Annotated in this window: 20 protein-coding genes; 12 read left to right on the top strand and 8 right to left on the bottom strand. The window is 70.8% G+C overall.

The annotated features are described in order from the left end of the window. The first annotated feature begins 316 nt into the window (after positions 1-316). Together IOD14_RS22760 and IOD14_RS22765 are read left to right on the top strand one after the other, a co-directional pair. The gene (locus IOD14_RS22760) at positions 317-1,732 is read left to right on the top strand and encodes a non-reducing end alpha-L-arabinofuranosidase family hydrolase (RefSeq protein ID WP_123986664.1); all 1,416 of its coding nucleotides are present in this window, start codon (positions 317-319) and stop codon (positions 1,730-1,732) included. Positions 1,733-1,929: 197 nt separating this feature from the next. Next, the gene (locus IOD14_RS22765; protein ID WP_212671353.1) at positions 1,930-3,033 is read left to right on the top strand and encodes a ricin-type beta-trefoil lectin domain protein; all 1,104 of its coding nucleotides are present in this window, start codon (positions 1,930-1,932) and stop codon (positions 3,031-3,033) included. Positions 3,034-3,207: 174 nt separating this feature from the next. On the opposite strand, the gene IOD14_RS22770 is transcribed toward IOD14_RS22765, so the two are convergent. Next, positions 3,208-3,888: a DUF2202 domain-containing protein gene (locus IOD14_RS22770; protein ID WP_212671354.1), complete on the bottom strand. Its 681-nt coding sequence runs from the start codon at positions 3,886-3,888 to the stop codon at positions 3,208-3,210. A 172-nt stretch (positions 3,889-4,060) separates the two neighbouring features. On the opposite strand from IOD14_RS22770, the gene IOD14_RS22775 reads away from it, so the two are divergent. The 6 genes from IOD14_RS22775 to IOD14_RS22800 all read left to right on the top strand — a co-directional run bounded on the left by IOD14_RS22775 (position 4,061) and on the right by IOD14_RS22800 (position 10,132). After that, entirely contained in the window at positions 4,061-4,756 is a 696-nt protein-coding gene (locus tag IOD14_RS22775) for a response regulator transcription factor (RefSeq protein WP_123986667.1), read from the top strand. Positions 4,757-4,781: 25 nt separating this feature from the next. Continuing rightward, a complete protein-coding gene (locus IOD14_RS22780) occupies positions 4,782-6,350 on the top strand; it encodes a HAMP domain-containing sensor histidine kinase (RefSeq protein ID WP_212671355.1) in 1,569 nt (522 codons plus the stop codon). Positions 6,351-6,418: 68 nt separating this feature from the next. Next, a complete protein-coding gene (locus IOD14_RS22785; protein WP_212671356.1) occupies positions 6,419-6,745 on the top strand; it encodes a rhodanese-like domain-containing protein in 327 nt (108 codons plus the stop codon). Positions 6,746-6,792: 47 nt separating this feature from the next. Continuing rightward, the gene (locus IOD14_RS22790; RefSeq protein WP_212671357.1) at positions 6,793-8,016 is read left to right on the top strand and encodes an FAD/NAD(P)-binding oxidoreductase; all 1,224 of its coding nucleotides are present in this window, start codon (positions 6,793-6,795) and stop codon (positions 8,014-8,016) included. Between the two features lie 125 nt (positions 8,017-8,141). Continuing rightward, positions 8,142-9,527, top strand: a complete 1,386-nt coding sequence (locus IOD14_RS22795; RefSeq protein ID WP_212671358.1) for an MBL fold metallo-hydrolase — start codon at positions 8,142-8,144, stop codon at positions 9,525-9,527. A 314-nt stretch (positions 9,528-9,841) separates the two neighbouring features. Continuing rightward, positions 9,842-10,132 (top strand): hypothetical protein, encoded by a 291-nt coding sequence (locus IOD14_RS22800; RefSeq protein WP_212671359.1) that lies wholly within the window; start codon positions 9,842-9,844, stop codon positions 10,130-10,132. Positions 10,133-10,194: 62 nt separating this feature from the next. Here the strand turns inward: IOD14_RS22800 and IOD14_RS22805 are convergent, their stop codons facing one another. The 3 genes from IOD14_RS22805 to IOD14_RS22815 are packed head-to-tail and all read right to left on the bottom strand — an operon-like array spanning position 10,195 to position 12,259. After that, entirely contained in the window at positions 10,195-10,668 is a 474-nt protein-coding gene (locus tag IOD14_RS22805; RefSeq protein WP_212671360.1) for a DsrE/DsrF/DrsH-like family protein, read from the bottom strand. A gap of 16 nt (positions 10,669-10,684) precedes the next feature. Then, positions 10,685-11,002: a TusE/DsrC/DsvC family sulfur relay protein gene (locus tag IOD14_RS22810; protein WP_123986674.1), complete on the bottom strand. Its 318-nt coding sequence runs from the start codon at positions 11,000-11,002 to the stop codon at positions 10,685-10,687. A 15-nt stretch (positions 11,003-11,017) separates the two neighbouring features. After that, positions 11,018-12,259: an FAD/NAD(P)-binding oxidoreductase gene (locus IOD14_RS22815; protein WP_123986675.1), complete on the bottom strand. Its 1,242-nt coding sequence runs from the start codon at positions 12,257-12,259 to the stop codon at positions 11,018-11,020. Positions 12,260-12,546: 287 nt separating this feature from the next. On the opposite strand from IOD14_RS22815, the gene IOD14_RS22820 reads away from it, so the two are divergent. Genes IOD14_RS22820 through trxA form a run of 3 tightly spaced genes read left to right on the top strand, consistent with a single transcriptional unit; the run spans position 12,547 to position 15,111 of the window. Then, the gene (locus tag IOD14_RS22820) at positions 12,547-12,999 is read left to right on the top strand and encodes an OsmC family protein (protein ID WP_123986676.1); all 453 of its coding nucleotides are present in this window, start codon (positions 12,547-12,549) and stop codon (positions 12,997-12,999) included. After that, a complete protein-coding gene (locus IOD14_RS22825) occupies positions 12,996-14,690 on the top strand; it encodes an aminotransferase class V-fold PLP-dependent enzyme (protein WP_212671361.1) in 1,695 nt (564 codons plus the stop codon). Before IOD14_RS22820 ends, IOD14_RS22825 begins: the two co-directional genes overlap by 4 nt. A gap of 49 nt (positions 14,691-14,739) precedes the next feature. Then, the gene (gene trxA / locus IOD14_RS22830) at positions 14,740-15,111 is read left to right on the top strand and encodes a thioredoxin (RefSeq protein WP_212671362.1); all 372 of its coding nucleotides are present in this window, start codon (positions 14,740-14,742) and stop codon (positions 15,109-15,111) included. A 47-nt stretch (positions 15,112-15,158) separates the two neighbouring features. On the opposite strand, the gene IOD14_RS22835 is transcribed toward trxA, so the two are convergent. Next, positions 15,159-15,746: a rhodanese-like domain-containing protein gene (locus IOD14_RS22835; protein ID WP_212671363.1), complete on the bottom strand. Its 588-nt coding sequence runs from the start codon at positions 15,744-15,746 to the stop codon at positions 15,159-15,161. A gap of 82 nt (positions 15,747-15,828) precedes the next feature. Here IOD14_RS22835 and IOD14_RS22840 point away from each other — a divergent pair, with 82 nt between their 5' ends. Beyond that, entirely contained in the window at positions 15,829-16,116 is a 288-nt protein-coding gene (locus IOD14_RS22840) for a metal-sensitive transcriptional regulator (RefSeq protein ID WP_123986680.1), read from the top strand. A gap of 21 nt (positions 16,117-16,137) precedes the next feature. On the opposite strand, the gene IOD14_RS22845 is transcribed toward IOD14_RS22840, so the two are convergent. The 3 genes from IOD14_RS22845 to IOD14_RS22855 all read right to left on the bottom strand — a co-directional run bounded on the left by IOD14_RS22845 (position 16,138) and on the right by IOD14_RS22855 (position 18,690). Then, positions 16,138-16,884: a sulfite exporter TauE/SafE family protein gene (locus tag IOD14_RS22845; RefSeq protein ID WP_212671364.1), complete on the bottom strand. Its 747-nt coding sequence runs from the start codon at positions 16,882-16,884 to the stop codon at positions 16,138-16,140. Beyond that, positions 16,881-17,267 (bottom strand): rhodanese-like domain-containing protein, encoded by a 387-nt coding sequence (locus IOD14_RS22850; protein ID WP_123986682.1) that lies wholly within the window; start codon positions 17,265-17,267, stop codon positions 16,881-16,883. Before IOD14_RS22850 ends, IOD14_RS22845 begins: the two co-directional genes overlap by 4 nt. Before the next feature lie 61 nt (positions 17,268-17,328). After that, positions 17,329-18,690 (bottom strand): MBL fold metallo-hydrolase, encoded by a 1,362-nt coding sequence (locus tag IOD14_RS22855; RefSeq protein WP_212671365.1) that lies wholly within the window; start codon positions 18,688-18,690, stop codon positions 17,329-17,331. Positions 18,691-18,795 lie beyond the last annotated feature (105 nt).

The following is an 18,795-nucleotide window of genomic DNA, read 5'->3' on the forward strand; positions in this document are numbered from 1 at the left end:
ACCGGCCACACCCGTACCTGTTAATCCATCCCATGTATCAGTGGAGTAAATCGATGGAGTCGAGGCCGTCATCGGCCGCGGAGGGAGTGGGACCGACTGCGGTACGGCTCCCGCGCCGAGCGGCGGCGGCCCACCGGGAACGCGCCCGTCCGTGAAACAGATCGTCGAGTTCCTGTCTTCCGTCTGCTCGACCCTTCGACCACTGTTCGACATCCCGAACACCTCAACGTACGGAAGTCGTTCCGCACCACCGAAAACCGGCCCGGTCAGCTCTGGCAGGGCCGACCGGAACCGCTCACTCAGGAATGAGGACTTCATGCGCAGGCATACGTTCCGCCGCAAGCATCTGTCCGTGGTGCTCGCGGCCCTCCTCGCTGTGGCGGGGCTGCTCGTCACCGACCCGGCGCAGGCGGCCACCACGAGCGCCGTGCGCGGTGTCGGTTCCGGCCGGTGCCTCGACGTGTCGGGCGCCGGCCAGAGCGACGGCACGAACGTGCAGATCTGGGACTGCACGAGCGCGACCAACCAGCAGTGGACGCTCACGGACAACAACCAGCTGACGGTGTACGGCAACAAGTGCCTGGACGTTCCGGGCCACGCCACCTCGGCCGGCACCCGGCCGGTGATCTGGTCCTGCAACGGCGGAACCAACCAGCAGTGGCGGGTCAACTCCGACGGCACGATCGTCGCCGTGGAGTCCGGGCTGTGCCTGGACGTGTCGGGTGGCGCCACGGCCAACGGCACGGCGGTGCAGCTCTGGAACTGCAGTGGCAGCGACAACCAGAAGTGGACCGGCCTGTCCGCGCCGCCCGGCGGCACGTGCGCTCTTCCGTCGACCTACCGGTGGAGCTCGACCGGCCCGCTGGCGCAGCCCGCGAACGGGTGGGCCTCGGTGAAGGACTTCACCACCGTGACGTACAACGGCAAGCACCTCGTCTACGCGACCGCCTCCGACGGATCGTCGTGGAAATCGATGGCCTTCAGTCCCTTCACGAACTGGTCGGACATGGCGTCGACCGGCCAGACCGGGATGAGCCAGGGCGCGGTGGCTCCCACGCTGCTCTACTTCGCGCCCAAGAACATCTGGGTGCTGACCTCGAACGGGTGGGGCACCCAATGGCCCTTCGTCTACCGCACGTCGAGCGACCCCACCAACCCCAACAGCTGGTCCGCGGCACAACCGTTGTTCACCGGCAGCGTCCCCGACGGCAGCGCGATCGACCCGACCGTGATCGCCGACGGCCAGAACATGTACATGTTCTTCGCCGGTGACAACGGCAAGATCTACAGGTCGGCCATGCCGATCGGGAACTTCCCGGCCAGCTTCGGCTCGTCGTACACGACGATCATGAGCGACACGGTGAAGAACCTGTTCGAGGCGCCGCAGGTGTACAAGGTTCAGGGCCAGAACCAGTACCTCATGATCGTCGAGGCCCGGGGTGCGAGTGAGCAGCGCTTCTTCCGCTCGTTCACGGCCTCCAGCCTGAACGGTTCGTGGACCCCGCAGGCCGCCACCGAGAGCAACCCCTTCGCCGGCAAGGCCAACAGCGGTGCCACCTGGACCAACGACATCAGCCACGGTGACCTGGTCCGCAACAACCCCGACCAGACCATGACCATCGACCCCTGCAACCTGCAACTGCTCTACCAGGGCCTCTCCCCCAACACACCGTCGGGCACCCCCTACATCCAACTGCCGTACCGCCCCGGCCTGCTCACCCTGCAGCGCTGACCCACCCGCTCACGGCGCCCGCGAAGAGGTGCGGTCCCACGCGTGGACGAGCCGTCCACGCGTGGGACGACCCCATCGCCCATCCGCAGACCGGCGCGCACCGCCTCCCCGCCTCCTCGCTTCCCCGCTTCCCCGCTTCCAGCAGCCCAGCCGCACGCCTGCCGGGCTCGCCCACCACTCGCAGAAGAGGACGCTGCATGAGAAAGCTCCGGGTACTACTGATCTCGCTTGTCACTGCCGCGCTCGGGGTGACGGTGGCGGGCGCGCCGCCTGCCTCCGCCGCCCCCAACACGCCTCTGCGAGTCATGCCGTTGGGTGACTCGATCACCTGGGGCGTGGGAAGCAGCACGGGCAACGGCTACCGGAGTTCGCTGTGGAACCAGCTTGCGGCGGACGGCCATCCGCTGGACTTCGTGGGCACGTTACGGGGCGGGACGATGTCCGACCCCGACAACGAAGGGCACTCCGGGTACCGCATCGACCAGATCGCCGCCCTCGCCGACGCCTCGCTGACCCGCTACCGGCCCAACGTCGTGACGCTGCACATCGGCACCAATGACCTCCAGGGGGCCTCCGAGGTCAACACCTCCATCACCCGGCTGAGGTCGCTGGTCAACCAGATCACCGCCGACGTCCCCGACGCGACCGTCCTCGTCGCCTCCCTGGTGGTGTCCACCAGCGCCTCGGAGGAGCAGTTCCGGGGCGCGTACAACCAGGCCATCCCCCGGATCGTCAGCGATGCACAGGCCGCGGGCAAGCATGTCGCCTTCGTCGACATGAGCAGCCTCACCACGGCGGACCTGGCCGATCCGCTCCACCCCAACGACGCCGGCTACCAGAAGATGGCCGACGCGTTCCACCGGGGCGTGCAGGCCGCGGACGGCGCCGGGTGGTTGCGGAACCCCGCCCGCGCCCCCGCGCGCGTGCAGTCCGGCATCGCCGGCAAGTGCCTGGACGTCAACGGCGCCGGCACCGCGGACGGGACCGCCGTACAGACGTGGAGCTGCGGCGACAGTGCCAACCAGTACTGGTCCTCCTACACCGACGGCACCCTGCGCTCCATGGGCAAGTGCCTCGACGCGGCCGGCGGGGCCACTGCCAACGGCACCAAGGTGCAGCTGTGGGCCTGTCACGGCGGCTCCAACCAGGTCTGGCAGGTGTACAACGGCGGCTACCGCAATCCCGCATCCGGCCGCTGCCTCGATGTTCCCGGCTCTTCCCAGGCCGACGGCACGCAGCTCCAGCTGTGGGACTGCCACGCCGGATCCAACCAGAAGTGGACCTCTTTGACAGCCGGCTGAACCCAGCGCCCGGGCTCAGACCCCGGGCGCACACCGGTGGCACGGTCTCCCCGGTTCGCCGCCTGTTGAAGCTGAGGTCACGCGCCGTCCACCGCCCGGAGTACCGAAGGCTGCTCCCCTCCGCAGCGGCCCTCTGCACGCAGACTCGGACCACCGTTCCTGGACTTCGTCTCCTTACTCGTCGGCGATCCAGTGATCGAACGCCGTCAGGTGCATCTCGGAGGCGGTGAGCAGGCGGGTGTAGACCTGGCGTGTGTCCGGGGCGGTGAGTCCGGACAGTGCCTTGGTCAGTGCGCGGATGTCGTCGTTCTCGACCGTGCGGCCCGCCTTCAGAGCTCCGGTCAGGCTGCCCTCGCCCTGCTTCAGGAGCCTGTCGTAGGTGGCCTGGGCGCCCGGGTCGGTGAACTCACCGGCCTGCTTGCCGGCGGTCGGGTCGCTCACGTCGTAGCGGTTCAGCAGGGTGCGTACGGCGGTCAGATGCTGGGTCTCCGCCGCCGCGATCCGCTCGAAAACGCGCACGTCGTAACGTTCGGCGAACGTCGTGTACAGATCGTGCGCGAGCTTCTCTTCCTCGGCCATGCCCGCCAACGTGGTCTTCTGAAAGGCCGTCAGGGTGCCCTGCTCGGCCAGGGCGGCTGCGTTGCAGGATCCGTCGTGCTGCCGGATGCCGTCCCTGTCGTCGCCGTGGTGGCGCGGCTGGTGCTGAGCGTTCGTCAGCATGCTCCGGGACGTGGTCTGCGCGGCCATCGGTGCGGCACCCTCCGTGCCCGCGGTCACCGGGCCGACGGCCAGCACTGCGCCGATGGCGAGGGCGCCCGCGGTGACCGCCGTCGCGATCTTGATGTTGCGCTTCATGGCGAACCTCCTCGGGTCTGCGGGAGCGTCTTCCGTTCCCGCACCATCACCGTGGCCCCGGGCCCTGCAGTCGCCGTGCGATGCGTGTGGAGACGAGATGGAGACGACCGCCGGGTGGCTTGGGGCTGTTCGGCCCCTCCCGGGGCCTGCGCGTGGCGCGTAGACGTGGGACATGGCCGCCACCGTGCTCGTCGTCGAGGACGAGAAGGAGATCCGCGAGCTGCTGCGCCGCTACCTGGAGCGCGCGGGATACGGGGTGCTGACGACCGGCTCGGGCGCCGAGGCCGTACGGCTGCTCGGCGAGCCCGGGATCGATCTGACATTGCTCGATCTCGGGTTGCCGGACGTGGACGGCGACGAGGTGCTGCGCGAGGCCCAGGAGCGAGGGCGGGTACCTGTGGTGGTGCTGACGGCTCGGAGCACCGTCGAGGACCGCATTCACGGGTTGCGGCTGGGAGCCGACGACTACGTGACCAAGCCGTTCAGTCCCACCGAGGTGGTACTGCGGGTGGGTGCGGTACTGCAGCGGGCCGGGGGCACTGCGGCGGGGACGGCGCCGGTCGCGTCGTACGGGGACGGACGGCTGCGTATCGACGAGACCCGGCACGAGGCGGTCCTGGACGGAGTGCCGGTGGAGCTGACGCCCACCGAGTGGGGTCTGCTGACCACGCTGGCGGCGGTGCCGGGCCGGGTGTACTCGCGCTACGAACTCGTCAACAGGGTGCGCGGCTACGAGTTCGCCGGATACGAGCGGACGATCGACTCGCACGTGAAGAACCTCCGGCACAAACTCGGGGCGGTCGGCCCCGGCCTCGTCGAGACGGTCCTGGGCGTGGGCTACCGGCTGGGGTGGGCCCGTGACCCCTGAGCCGCGTTCGCCACGCAGTGGGCCCGTGGCCCCTGAGCCGGCGCCCGGGACCCCCGAGCCGAGATCGCTGCGCTTCGGCGTTCGGCGGTCCGGTGGGCTCGGCCCGCTCGGGCGGCGCCTGTTCGCCGCGTTCGCCGTGGTCGCGCTGGCGTCCGTGGCCCTGCTCACCGTCGCGGCACTCGTCGGAACCGACCGCGGGCTCAGCAGCGCGCACCAGGCCGACCGGCAGCGCGTCGCCGGCCGGGTGGCCGCAGCCGCCGCCGACGCCTACCGGACGGCGGGCGGCTGGGCCTCGGCCGACCTGTCCGCGGCCCGGTCGCCGGCCTCCGCCGCCGGGGCGGTGCTCACAGTGCGCGACGCGGACGGCGAGACGATCTCCGGCGGCTCCGGTTCAGGTTCCGGCTCCGGCTCCGGCTCCGGCAGCGGCAGCGGCTCCGGCTCCGGCAGCGGTTCGGGGGCGGAGGACGAGCACGGGATGTCCGACTCGGGGCCGGGACACCATGGGCAGGGCGTGGGCTCGGGCCCCGGTGCGAGCGCGCCCGTAGTGGTCGACGGCCGCACGGTCGGCTCCGTGTCGCTGGTCTTCTCGGCAGACTCCGGCTCGGCCGGCCGGTCCGTCGCCTGGGGCTGGGTGGCCGCGGCTGCGGTCGGCGCGCTGGCTCTGGCGCTGGCCGTGAGCTGGTTCGTCACCCGGCGCCTGACGGCTCCCTTGGTCCGGGTCGCGGCCGGCGCCCGCGCACTGGCCGCCGGGGACCGCACCGCACGAGTCCGCATCGACGCACCCGGTGAACTGGGCGACCTCGCCCGCGCCTTCGACGCCATGGCCGACGACGTCACACACGCCGAACAGGCCCGCCACCGGCTCGCCGCCGACGTGGCCCACGAACTACGCACCCCGTTGGCCTCGTTGCAGGCTGGTCTGGAGGAACTGCGCGACGGTTACGTCGACCCGTCCGCCGAGCGTCTGGCTTCTCTGCACGACCAGGCCCTGCGGCTGGGCCGCATCGTCGGTGACCTCGGCGAACTGGCGGAGGCCGAGTCGGCCCGACTGTCCCTGCACGTGGCCGAGGTGGATCTGATCGCCCTGGTCGGCGCCGCCGTGGCCGAGCGGGCGGCCGAACTGCGCAACGCAGGGCTGATCGTACGCACCGTCTCCAGTCCTGCTCCCCTCCGGGTTCGTGCGGACGCGGACCGGTTGCACCAGGCTCTCGGCAACCTGCTGAGCAACACCGCCCGGCACTGCCGTGCCGGCGACATCGTCACCGTCACCACCTCCGCCACTCCCTCCGACGCGCTGGTCAAGGTGGCGGACACGGGGCCCGGCATCCCCGCCGACGAGCTGCCGCATGTCTTCGACCGTCTGTGGCGCGGGGCCCGCGCTCGTGCCGGAGGCGGTAGCGGTATCGGCCTGGCCGTCGTCAAGGAGCTGGTCACCGCCCACGGCGGCACGGTCACCGCGGACTCCGGACCAGGCGGTGGGACGCGGATGACGGTCCGGCTGCCGAGGGCCGTGTCCGATGGGGAAGTGCTCGATTCCGGTCCAGGTGAGGAGCCGCGAGTTACCTCTCGGGCAAATACCCCTGGGGGTATTTGACGCTCATCCCTGAGCCGCCGTACCCTCGCTGGAGAGATACCCCCGGGGGTAATTGAGGAGGCAATGAAGTGGCTCGTGAAGTGACTCAGGAAGCGTTCGCGGCGGCCTGGGCCGACGGCGCGCTCGTCATCGATGTACGGGAGGCGGACGAGTACGCCGCCGGTCACGTACCCGGTGCCCGCCTGATGGCGCTGCGCACCGTGCCCGCCCGCTGCCATGAACTCCCCGTCGACCGAACGGTGTTCGTGATCTGCGCCAGCGGCAACCGCAGCAGGACGGCCGTCGACTGGATGAACGCCCATGGTGTCGACGCCTATTCGGTGACCGGCGGCACGGGCGCCTGGGCCCGCGCCGGCCGTCCCGTCGCGGCCGGTTCCCACGAGCACGCCGCCTGATCCTCGTGCGACACCCGTACCGCAGCCCGCCGGAAAGGAGCTCCACCTTGGCCGCCACCCCCTCCGACGCCCCGATCTCCGGCCGTCACCGAGTCGCCGTCATCGGCGGCGGCAGCGCCGGCATCAGCGTCGCCGCCCGCCTGCGCCACGCCGGAGTCAGCGACATCACCCTGATCGAACCCTCCGACACCCACTGGTACCAACCGCTGTGGACCCTGGTCGGCGGCGGCCAGGCACCCCTGCGGACCACCCGTCGACCCCAGAGCTCGGTGATACCGGACGGCGTACGCTGGATCCGCCGCCGCGCCCTGGCCGTCGACCCCGAATCCCGCACCGTGACCCTGTCCGGCGGCGCCGACCTCTCCTACGAACACCTGGTGATGGCACCCGGTCTCCAACTGGACTGGAACGGCGTGCCGGGCCTCACCGAGGCCGTCGGACATGACCGGGTGAGCAGCAACTACGCGCCCGAGTACGCCCCGCGCACCTGGGAGCTGATCAGGAACATGCGCTCGGGCACGGCCGTCTTCACCCACCCGGCGACCCCGCTGAAGTGCGGCGGCGCCCCGCAGAAGATCGCCTACCTGGCGGCCGACCACTGGCGTAGGCGCAAGGTCCTCGACGGCATCCGGATCATCCTCGTCATCCCCGACCCGGCGATGTTCAAGGTGCCCGCCTGGTCGCAGGTCCTGGAAAAGGTCGCCGCCCGGTACGGCATCGAGGTGCGGCTGCGCTCGGAGATGACCGCCGTCGACGGCGATGGCCGCGAGATCACCGTCGCGGACCACGCGCACGGCACGAAGGAGACCCTCGGTTACGACCTCCTGCACGCGGTGCCGCCGCAGAGCGCCCCCGACTGGGTCAAGAGGGGCCCGCTCGCCGATCCGGCGAGCCCGCAGGGCTTCGTCGCCGCCGACAAGCACACTCTCCAACACCCGTCGTACGACAACGTCTTCACCCTCGGGGACGTGGCGAACCTGCCCACGTCCAAGACGGGTGCCGCGGTGCGCAAGCAGGCCCCGGTGGTGGCGGGCAACCTGCTCGACGTCATGAACGGCCGCTCCCCCTCGCACCGGTACGACGGCTACACGTCCTGCCCGCTGGTGACCGCCCGCGACCGCATGCTGCTCGCCGAATTCGACTACGACCTCAACCCCACACCCACCTTCCCGCTGCTCGACCCGTTCAAGGAGCGGCGCACGTTGTGGGCGTTCAAGCGGTACGGGCTGCCACCGATCTACTGGCACGGCATGCTCACCGGCCGCCTCTGACCGGTCGGCCCGGGCCTCCCCCGACCCGGGCCGGCCACCTTCCCCGCCCTGCGCGAAGGGCGAACCGGACTCTCGCACATACCCCGGCGCACACCTCGCCCGACCGACATGGAGGTCACCCGACCATGTTCTTCGCCCAGTACTACCTCGACTGCCTCTCCCAGGCGTCCTACATGATCGCCGACGAGAGCACCGGCAAGGCTGTGGTCGTCGACCCGCGCCGCGACGTCTCCGAGTACCTCACCGACGCCGCCGCACACGGCTTCACCATCGAGGCCGTCATCAACACCCACTTCCACGCCGACTTCCTCGCCGGCCACCTGGAGCTCGCCGACCGCACCGGCGCCTGGATCGGCTACGGGCAGCGCGCCGAGGCCGAGTACCCCATCCACAAACTGGTCGACGGAGAACGCATCACCCTCGGCGACGTCCAGCTGCAGATCCTCGAGACCCCCGGCCACACACCGGAGTCGATCAGCGTCCTGGTGTACGAGCACGCCGACGACACCGTCCCCTACGGCGTGCTGACCGGCGACGCGCTGTTCATCGGCGACGTCGGCCGACCCGACCTGCTCGCCTCCATCGGCGTCACCGCCGACGAACTCGGCCGCATGCTCTACGACACCATCCAGCACAAACTGATGGACCTGCCGGACGCGGTCCGGGTCTTTCCCGCCCACGGCGCCGGATCCGCCTGCGGCAAGAACCTCTCCACCCAGCGCCAGTCCACGATCGGCGAGCAGCGCGTCACCAACTACGCCTGCCGGCCCATGAGCGAGCGGCAGTTCGTGGAACTGGTGACGGCCGGCCAGCCCTCCGCGCCCGCCTACTTCGTCTACGACGCCATCCTCAACCGCAAGGAGCACGGGCTGTTCGACGCGGCCGCCGCGCCCCGGCCGCTGTCGGTGCAGGAGTTCATGCAGCGGCGCGCGGCCGGGGCCGTCGTCGTCGACGCCCGCGCGCCACAGGACTTCGCGTCCGGGTATCTGCGCGGCTCGGTGAACGTACCCGCCGACGGCCGCTTCGCCGAGCAGGCCGGCATGGTCGTCGCCCCTGAGCAGGACGTCCTCGTCATCGCACCCCAGGACCGTGAGGAAGAGGTCGTCACCCGGCTCGCCCGGATCGGCTTCGACAAGGTCGGCGGCTACTTGCGCGAGCCCGAGGGCGCCTTCCCCGCACTGGCCGACGAGTTGGAGCAGGCCAGTCGGCTGACCGCCGACGAGCTGCGACGGCTACTGGACGGCGACGAACCCCCGCTGGTCCTCGATGTGCGCAACACCGCCGAGCGCGAAGAGGGCTTCATCGAGGGCTCGCTGCACATCCCACTGGCCGAGCTCGCCCGCCGCGCCGACGAGATCCCCGCCGGCCTTCCCCTGGTCGTGCACTGCGCGGGCGGCCACCGCTCCTCCATCGCCGCCAGCCTGCTCCGCCACACCGGCCACGCCGACGTCTCCGACCTGCTCGGCGGCTACGGCGCCTGGCTCACCCTGCCCGCATCCGCCGACGTCTGATCCAGCACCGGAGGGGTGGCGGTCACGGAAACCGACCGCCGCCCGGACCGCTCGAGGACACCGGTACGTGCGCACGCACGCCCGGCGAGATCTTCCTGTTGCACGGCAGGCTCGCGCGACAGGGGTCGGCTGGGACAGCTCGGAGTCGCTCACCGCAGGATCTCCTCGTGGGTGATCGCACGGGGGAACAACGCGGGCTCATCCAGCGCTGTCGCTTATACCCCTGCGGGTATGAGAGCCTCCGGCGAACACCGGCGCCGCGGACACAGACCGTCGGGCACTGTCACTCCATCCGGCGAAGGAGCGTGAGAACGATGGCCACGGCAGGACCTGACCGGAGCCCGGCGATCGACGGCCGTTGCGTCGTCACCGCCTGCGGACGCAGGATCGCCGTGCGGCGCCTGCAGCTCGTGCCCGCGGAACACCCCATCAGCCGGGTCGCCTTGGACGTGGGTCGCGACCAGGGCGGCGAGCCGGGCGTATGGGCGGCACTCACCGCCGACGAGGCACGTGAGCTGGCGCGCCTGCTCCTCCTGCAGGCCGCCCTGGCCGAGCACGGCACCGAGCTCGTCAGCCCGGCACCCGAGGAAGACCCCTCCGCCTGAGTCATTGCGGAGTGCGCTCCTCCTCCGGTCCCCCAGGAGTTCCGGCGCCTGTACCGGTCGCCTCAGGTGTAGATGATCTGGCCGCCGGCCGCGTGTTCGTAGAACTCGCCGACGGTGATGATGCCCTGCACCTGTTCGACCAGGTCGTCCTTGTCCAGTTCGAAGAGGTCGACGGATGCCTTGCAGGCGTAGATGCCCGCCCCGGTGTCGGCGATCATCTCGATGAACTCGGGGATCGGCGGGATGTCGAGCTTGTCCATCTTGCGTTCCATGTAGCGGGTCACCAGGTCGGGGACGCCGGGCATGCCGCCGAGCAGGGTCGGCAGGTGCAGTCCGGGGTTGCCGACGGTGGCCAGCTTGATGTGTTCCCAGCGCTTCTTCGTGATCGCGTCCAGGCCGAAGAAGGTGAAGAACAGGTCGGCCTCGATGCCCTCGGCACGAGCGCCGTTGGCCATGATCAGGGCCGGGTAGATCCCCTCCAGCGAGCCTTTTGAGACGATGATCGAGACCTTCTCGATCGTGGCGGTACCGGTCATGAGCGTGCGCTCCCTCTCAGATGCAGCCGCGGGGCTTGGGGATACCGGCGATCTTCGCGGCCGTCTTCGCCGGTCCCTTGGGGAAGAGCTGGTAGAGCTCCTTGACGCTCACCCCGGAGGCCTTGCCGAGCACGCGCACGGTCGGTCCGGTGCCCTTGGCCGCGTACTGATCACGCATGAAGCGGATGACGATCCAGTGCCGGTCTGTCAGCGTGTCGATGCCGGCTTCCTTCGCGACCTGCTCGGCCATCGGCTCGGTCCAGCGGGCCGGCTCGGTGAAGAAGCCCTCGTCGTCGACCGCGATGTCGGTGTTGTCGTAGGTCACGGTAGGCATGACCAGGTCCTCCGTTCAGTGGGAGATGCGGCGCTTTCCGTGCTCGGGCATCGCCGAGCCGATGCCGGGCAACTCCCGGCCGGGCAGCAGGCTGTGCCAGTACAGCCACTCGAAGGCGAGCTTGCCGAGATGGGCCGCGTGCGACTCCTTCAGCAGCGGCAGCCCGACCGGACCCGGGAAGTGGCCCGAAAGCGGCTCGGTGTCGTAGTTGAAGTCGATCAGCAGCGCCTTGTGGAAGCCCGTCTCCACGAAGCAGTTGGCGTGCCCGTCGAAGGAGGCGTCCAGCGGCTGCCCGGCGAGGTGACGGCCGATGTTGTGCACCAGTACCTCACCCTCGAAGTGGGCCACCGAACCGGCCTTGGACGCCGACAGTCCGGCCGCGTCACCGATCGCGAACACCTCGGGACGGCCGGGGAGTTGCAGGGTGTGCGGGTCCACGGGGACGAAGCCGAGTTCGTCGCCCAGCCCCTCGGAGCGCTCGATGTACTCGGCGCCACCGTGCAGCGGCACCACGACCGCCAGATCGAAGGGCACCTCCCGTCCGTCGTACGACACCAGCCGCCCGCCCTCGCCGTCGACCTCACCGAGGGCGAACTCCGTGACCAGCTCGATGCCTTTGTTCTTCAGCAGCCCGCTCAGCGCCCTGGCCGCGACCGGCTTGGTGAACGCACCGTCCAGCGGGGTGGCGTACGTCAGCTCGACCCGGTGCCTGATGCCTCGCTGCTGGAAGTACCAGTCGGCGAGGAATGCGAACTCCAGTGGCGCCACCGGGCACTTGAGGGGCAGGTCGGCGACATCGATCACCAGGCGGCCGCCCTCGAAGCGTTCCAGCGCCTGGTGCAGGCCGGCGGCACCAGGCAGGTCGTAGAAGGTGAAGACCTTCTCGCCCCAGCCGGGACCGGTGAGCCCCTCGGTCTCCTCGGGCAGGAGGGTGGCTCCGGTGGCGACCACCAGGACGTCGTACGACAGCCGGATGCCTCCGGCCATGCGCACCGTCCGTGAGTCCAGGTCCACCCGCTCGATACGCGCCATCTTGTAGTCGACCGCGGGGTCGAGCTGCCGGGGGCGGGAGCGGACGAGGTGGCGCGGCTGGGCCAGCCCGAAGGGCACGAACAGCAGGCCGGGCTGGTAGAGGTGGTCGTCGTCCTGGTCGACGACCGTGATCCGGCACTCGCTCGGGTCGTATGTGCGACACAGGCGGTTGGCCGTCATGGTGCCGGCGGTTCCACCGCCGAGAATCACGATGTGTTTGCCCATGTCCCCACTGTCGTGCGGGAGATGGGAGCCGGGCATGGGCCGCTGGTCCCCACCCGAGTACCCGCCCGGGTATGTGTTCGGCCGGGCCGATCGGCCCTGTGCCCATTGACCCCATGTCCATTCGTCTGCCGCGAACACCCTGATAAAATACCCATCAGGGTATATCTCGGCGCCACCGAACACGAGGGCCGGACGGTCCCCGTCGCACCCCGTCGGTCCCTCACCCCGCCCGGCGCCCAGCGGTCGACTGGAGTACGGAGAAACCGACACCGGAGAGGGACCCGGCCATGACCCGCACCACATCACAGACCCCCGGCACGAGCCACCCCCGGACCGCGGACGTACATCGGCTGGAGGCCACCCACATCGAGGGCGACGCCTACGCCGTGAACGTCCGCGGACACCGCCTTCAGGTCGACCAACCTCTGGAGGCGGGCGGCACGGACACCGCGCCCACCCCCACCGAGCTCTTTGCGGCCTCACTCGCCACCTGCGTGGCGTTCTACGCGGGCCGCTTTCTGCACCGGCACGGTCTGCCCCAGGCCGGTCTGCGCGTGCGCACGGAGTTCACCATGGCCACCGACCGACCGCCGCGTGTCGCCGCCCTGCGGCTCGTGATCGTCCCGCCCCCGGGGCTGCCCGAGCAGCGCCGCGCGGCCCTGCTGGCAGTGGCCTCACGCTGCACAGTCCACAACACCCTGCATCAGCCGCCCGAGATCGACATCGAGTTGGAGCCATGAGCACTACGTCGGCGCCGACCGTGTCGCCGCTGCTGGACCGCATTCGCGGCGGGCTCATCGGCGACGACGAGGTACTGGACGGACCGTACGGCCCGACCCGGATCGTCTACGCCGACTACACCGCCTCAGGCCGCTCCCTCGACTTCATCGAGGACTTCGTCCGCGAGCAGGTGCTGCCGCGCTACGGCAACACCCACACCGAGAGCTCCAGCACCGGGTTGCAGACGACCCGGCTGCGCGAGGACGCCCGACGGATCATTCACGACGCGGTCTGTGGCGCCGCGGAGGACCTGGTGATCTTCTGCGGCTCCGGCTCGACCGCCGCGGTCAACAAGCTCGTCGGCATCCTTCAGCTGCGCCGCCCGGCCCCGCCGTCACCGGACGAACGGCCGGTGGTGTTCGTGGGCCCCTACGAGCACCACTCCAACGAACTGCCCTGGCGCGAGTCCGTCGCGGACGTCGTGGCGATCGACGAGGACGCCGACGGCCACATCGACCTCGCCCAGCTCGAGGCGGGTCTACGGCGGTACGCGGCACGCCCGCTGTGCATCGGCAGCTTCTCCGCCGCCTCCAACGTCACCGGCATCCTCACCGACGCCGACCGCGTCGCGCGCCTGCTGCACGCGCACGGCGCCCTGTCCTTCTGGGACTACGCGGCGGCGGCACCGTACATCCCCATCCGCATGCGGGAGAGCGCACCGGGCGCCGGGGACCACAAGGACGCGTTGTTCCTGTCCCCGCACAAGTTCGTCGGGGGCCCGCAGACCCCCGGCGTGCTCGTCGTGCGGCGCGAGCTGGTGCGCAACCCGGTGCCCACCGCGCCCGGCGGCGGAACGGTCGCCTTCGTGGGCCCACTCGGTCACCGCTACCTCGACGACCCGGTGGCCCGCGAGGAGGGCGGCACACCCGCGATCGTCGAATCCGTCCGGGCCGGACTGGTCTTCGCCCTCAAGCAAGCCGTCGGCACCGACACCATCCAGGCCGCCGAGGAGCGCCACTGGCGCCGCGCGCTCGCCCACTGGGACCGCGTTCCCGGCATCGAGATCCTCGGCAACCACCACGCCCGCCGGCTGTCCATCGTGTCCTTCCGCATCCGCCACGGAGAGGGCGCCCACCTGCACCACAACTACGTCGTCGCCCTGCTCAACGACCTCTTCGGCATCCAGGCCCGCGGCGGCTGCTCCTGCGCGGGCCCCTACGGCCACCGCCTGCTCGCCATCGACGCCGCCACCTCGCACGCCCTGCGCGACGAGGTCGACCGCGGTTGCGACGGCATCAAGCCGGGGTGGGTCCGCGTCAACTTCAACTACTTCATCAGCGACACCGTCCGCGACTACCTCATCGGCGCCGTCGAACTGATCGCCAGGCACGGACATCGACTCCTGCCCGACTACCGTTTCGATCCGCGCACCGGGCAGTGGCGCCACCACGGCGGCCCCGCCGCACCTCCGCTGCGGCTGACCGATGTGCGCTTCGGCACGGAGGGCGCGATCACCTCCCCGGCACCCCGGCACCGTCGGCTGGGCGAGGAGGCGCTGGCCGGTCAACTCGACCGCGCCCGCGCGGTACTGACGGCCGGGCCCGACCAGGTCGGCGACGGGCCCACCGGACTCCCGGCCGACTTCGAGCGCATGCGCTGGTTCCCGCTGCCGCCCGCCTGCGTGGAACAAACGCACACCGGCACTGGTTGAACCGGCAGGACGAAAATACCCCCATGGGTATACAGAGCGGAGGAACCGCATGCCGACCGTCGAGCTCACCAAGGACAACTTCGAGGAGACCGTCACAGGCTCCGACATCCTGCTGATCGACTTCTGGGCCGCCTGGTGCGGACCGTGCCGGATGTTCGGCCCCGTCTACGACAAGGCGTCCGAGCGCCACCCGGACATCGTCTTCGGCAAGGTCGACACCGAGGCACAGCCCGAACTCGCCGGCGCCTTCCAGATCTCCTCCATCCCCACCCTGATGGCCGTCCGCGACCGGACCGTCCTGTACTCGCAGCCCGGCGCGCTGCCACCGCAGGCGCTGGAGGAGCTCATCGCAAAGATCCGTGCCGTCGACATGGACGACGTGCGCCGGAAGGCCGCCGCGGGCTCGGCGGAGGCGAGCTGAAGCCCGGGGCGGCCGTCGGACACGCAGGACGCCCCGGAACTTCGGGATCAGCGGGTGCGCAGAGCGGCGAGCGTGGCGTCGAGGTCGGCCGCGCGGGGGCGGTTGTGCGGCAGCTTGCCGAGCATGACCGCCATGCCGCAGGTGTTGGTGAGGGCGGAGAAGACCAGGCCGCCCGCGATGCCGGCCGAGATCAGGAGGAGGGCCGGATGCACGAGCAGGCCCAGAACCAGGCCGAGGAGCACCATGCTGCCGGCGGTGAAGCGCACCTGGCGTTCCATGCTCCAGCCGGTACGGGTGCCGCAGGCCGCCGGGGTGTGCAGGTCGTGCCCCTGAGCGGCCCAGGCGCCTGTGCCGCCGGCCAGCGTCGCCGTGGCGACGCCCTGCTCGGCCAGCAGCTTGCAGGCGTTCTCCGAGCGGGCGCCCGAGGCGCACACGACGAGGACGTCGCCGCGCCCGGCAGCGTGCCGTATTTCCGGCAGCGCCCGCCGGAGCTGGTCCAGGGGGATGTTGAGCGCGCCGGGCAGATGGCCGGAGGCGTACTCGGCGGGTGTGCGCACGTCGATGACGGTCAGTTCGTGCAGCCGCGTGCGGGCCTGCTCGGTGCCGAGAGCGACAGGGGCGGGGGTGTTGGTCATGACAGGTGTGATCCTTAATGGTCGCCGCCGTCCCGAACCGGGACGTACAGTACCCCTAGGGGTATTTCTTGAGGGAGTGAACGTGGAACTGGAACTCGAGGGCGCGGACCTGAAGGCTGTGCTCAACCGGCTGCGCCGGGCACAGGGTCAGATCTCCGGGGTGATCCGGATGATCGAGGAGGGACGTGACTGCGAGGACGTCGTCACGCAGCTCGCCGCCGCCTCGCGCGCGCTGGACCGGGCCGGTTTCGCGATCATCGCCACCGGACTGCAGCAGTGCATGACCGACATGGAGTCGGGGCGCAAGAACGGTGAGGACCCCGAGGCGATGCGCGCCCGCCTGGAGAAGCTGTTCCTGTCCCTGGCATGAGGACGGTCGCCTCGGCGGCCTTCACAGCAGTGCGTCGATGAGCATGAAGGCCGCGACGGCCAGCAGCACCATCGCGAAGATCCGCTGGAGCGTGTGCCCGGAGACCTTCGTGGCCAGCCGCTTGCCGTCCCACGCGCCGAGGATCGCGGCCCCGACGAACGGCCCGACGATCGCCCAGTCCAGCCCTTCGAGCGTGCCGGCGCGCATCGACAGTGCGGCCAGCGAGTTGACGGTGATGACCAGCAGGCTGGTCCCGACGGCGTTGCGCATCCGCATGCCCAGCACTCCCACCAGCGCAGGTACGGCGAGAAAGCCTCCGCCGACCCCCAGGACACCGGTGACCGCACCAAGGCCGGCGCCGGTTGCCGCCGCCCGCCCCGGCCGTACCGTCACAGCTCCGTCCGCGACGGGCCGGGTGCGCAGCATGCGCACCGCCGCCACCCCCGCAACCGCGCCGAAGGCCGCCGTGAGCACAGCCTCGGGGATGCGGTCGGCGAGCGCGCCACTCGCCATCGCAGGGCCGATCCCGGCCGCCGCGAACAGCAGCCCCATGCGCCAGCGCACGTTGCCGTCGCGGGCGTGCGCGACCATCGCGGTCACCGAGGTGAGCGTGACGATGACCAGGCTCGCGGTCGTCGCGCCGACCGGGCTGAAGCCGAGTAGGTAGATCAGCGCCGGAACGGCCAGGACGCTGCCGCCGCCTCCGAGCGCGCCCAGAGCGAGGCCGATGACCGCTCCGGCAGCCAGGGCGAGTATGAGTGCGCTCACGCGACGGTGCCGTCCTGTCCGCGCGCGTCCACCACCGGCAGCCCCGCCCTGGCCCAGTCCCGCATCCCGCCGACCACGTCGACGGCCTGCGCTCCGCGCGCGACGAGCAGTTCGGCGGCCTGCCGGGAACGGTTGCCGGAACGGCAGATCACCAGCAGGGGCCGCGCCTGCGCCTGAGCGGGCAGCCCCGCCCCGGCGACCAGCGCCGACAGGGGCAGGTGCACGGCGCCCGGCGCATGGCCCGCCTGCCACTCGTAGGGCTCGCGCACGTCCAGCAGGACAGCGGCACCGCCGCTCGGGGCGTTGGCGTGCCCGGTGCGTACGGCCGCCTCCTGCACGCTCACGCGCCTCGGCCTGCCCCGGTCCCGTCGGAAGATGCTCATCTCGGTTTCTGGCTCCAGTTCGTCACGGAAGTTCGGTCTGCGTCCTCGGTGCCCGGCACCGTCAGGGGATCCGCAGGTCCAGGCCCACCTTCTCGGCGGCCTCGAAGGAGTCGTCGACGGCGACGACGTCCCGGCCGGCGGCGTCCAGCAGGGAGGCGGCGATCGCGGCGCGCATGCCGCCGGCGCAGTGCACCCAGACCTCGCCCTCGGGAACCTCGTGGATGCGGCGGGGCAAGGTGTGGATCGGGATGTGCACCGAGCCCTCGACATAGCCGTCGGAGCGTTCCGAGGCGCGGCGCACGTCCAGGACGACGACGTCCGCGGCCCGTCCCGCCAGGTCGGCGAAGGTTCCTCGCGGGAAGGAGGCAGGCGTCTCGCTCTCGCGTACCCAGTCGGCCGGCCCGCCGGTGGCCGCGGCGGCCGGGCGGTCGATACCCACCCGCACCAGCTCACGCTGCGCGGCAGCGAGTCGGTCGGGCGAGTCGGCAAGCAGCGTGACCGGCTTGCCCCACGGGATCAGCCAGGCCAGATACGTGGCGAGCTGCCCCTCCGCCTCGAAGTTGAAGGAGCCCGCCACATGCCCCTCGGCGAAGGCGACCCGGTTGCGCAGGTCGACCACCCACTCCCCCGCCGCGAGCCGCGCGGCAATCTCGTCGGCATCAGCGACCGCAGGCGGGGTCAGGTCGACGGGCGCGGGTCCTGCGGCGTTGGCCGGGCCCATGTGCGTGTAGTAGGCGGGCACGTCGTCCAGACCGGCGAGCAGGTCGGCGACAAAGGTGTCCACGTCCCGGGTGAGGGCCTCGTTGGACACCTTCTCCTTGCCGATGGTCGTCTCGCCGCCCTCGGCCTGGGAGGAGGAGCAGAAGCTGCCGAAGCCGTGGGTGGGCAGCACGGCCGTCTCGTCGGGCAGCTCGGACGCCAGCCGGTGGGCGGAGGCGTGCTGGGCGCGGGCCAGGTGCTCGGTCAGCCGGGGTTCGACCAGGTCGGGGCGGCCGACGGTGCCGATGAGCAGCGAGCCGCCGGTGAACGCCGCGACGGCCGTGCCGTTCTCCTCCAGTACGTAGGAGGTGTGGTGCGGGGTGTGCCCGGGGGTGGCCAGCGCGCGCAGGACCAGGCCGGCGCCGGGATCGATGGCCGTCCGGTCACCGTCGTCCACCGGCACCCGGCCGAAGGAGACCCGTGCCGCGGCCGGAACCAGGTAGGCGGCGCCTGTGACCCGGGCGAGTTCCAGGCCCCCGGTGACGTAGTCGTTGTGGACGTGCGTCTCGGCCACGTGCGAGATCCGCACGCCGCGCCGAGCGGCCGCCTCGATCACCTGATCGACGTCGCGCGGCGGGTCGATCACGACCGCTGTCCGCTCACCGCCCGCCAGGTAGCTGCGGTTGCCGAGCCCCGACACCTCGATTGTGTCGACGAAGAACACGCCGTGCTCCCTTCCGGTGGAGAAATACCCTGGGGGGTATACCATCGAAGGTAGCACAGTACCCCCGGGGGTATTTCCAGAGGCCTGGAAGCCCTCGGGACGCGC

The sequence above is a fragment of the Streptomyces sp. A2-16 genome (genome assembly GCF_018128905.1).
Taxonomy (GTDB): Bacteria; Actinomycetota; Actinomycetes; order Streptomycetales; family Streptomycetaceae; genus Streptomyces.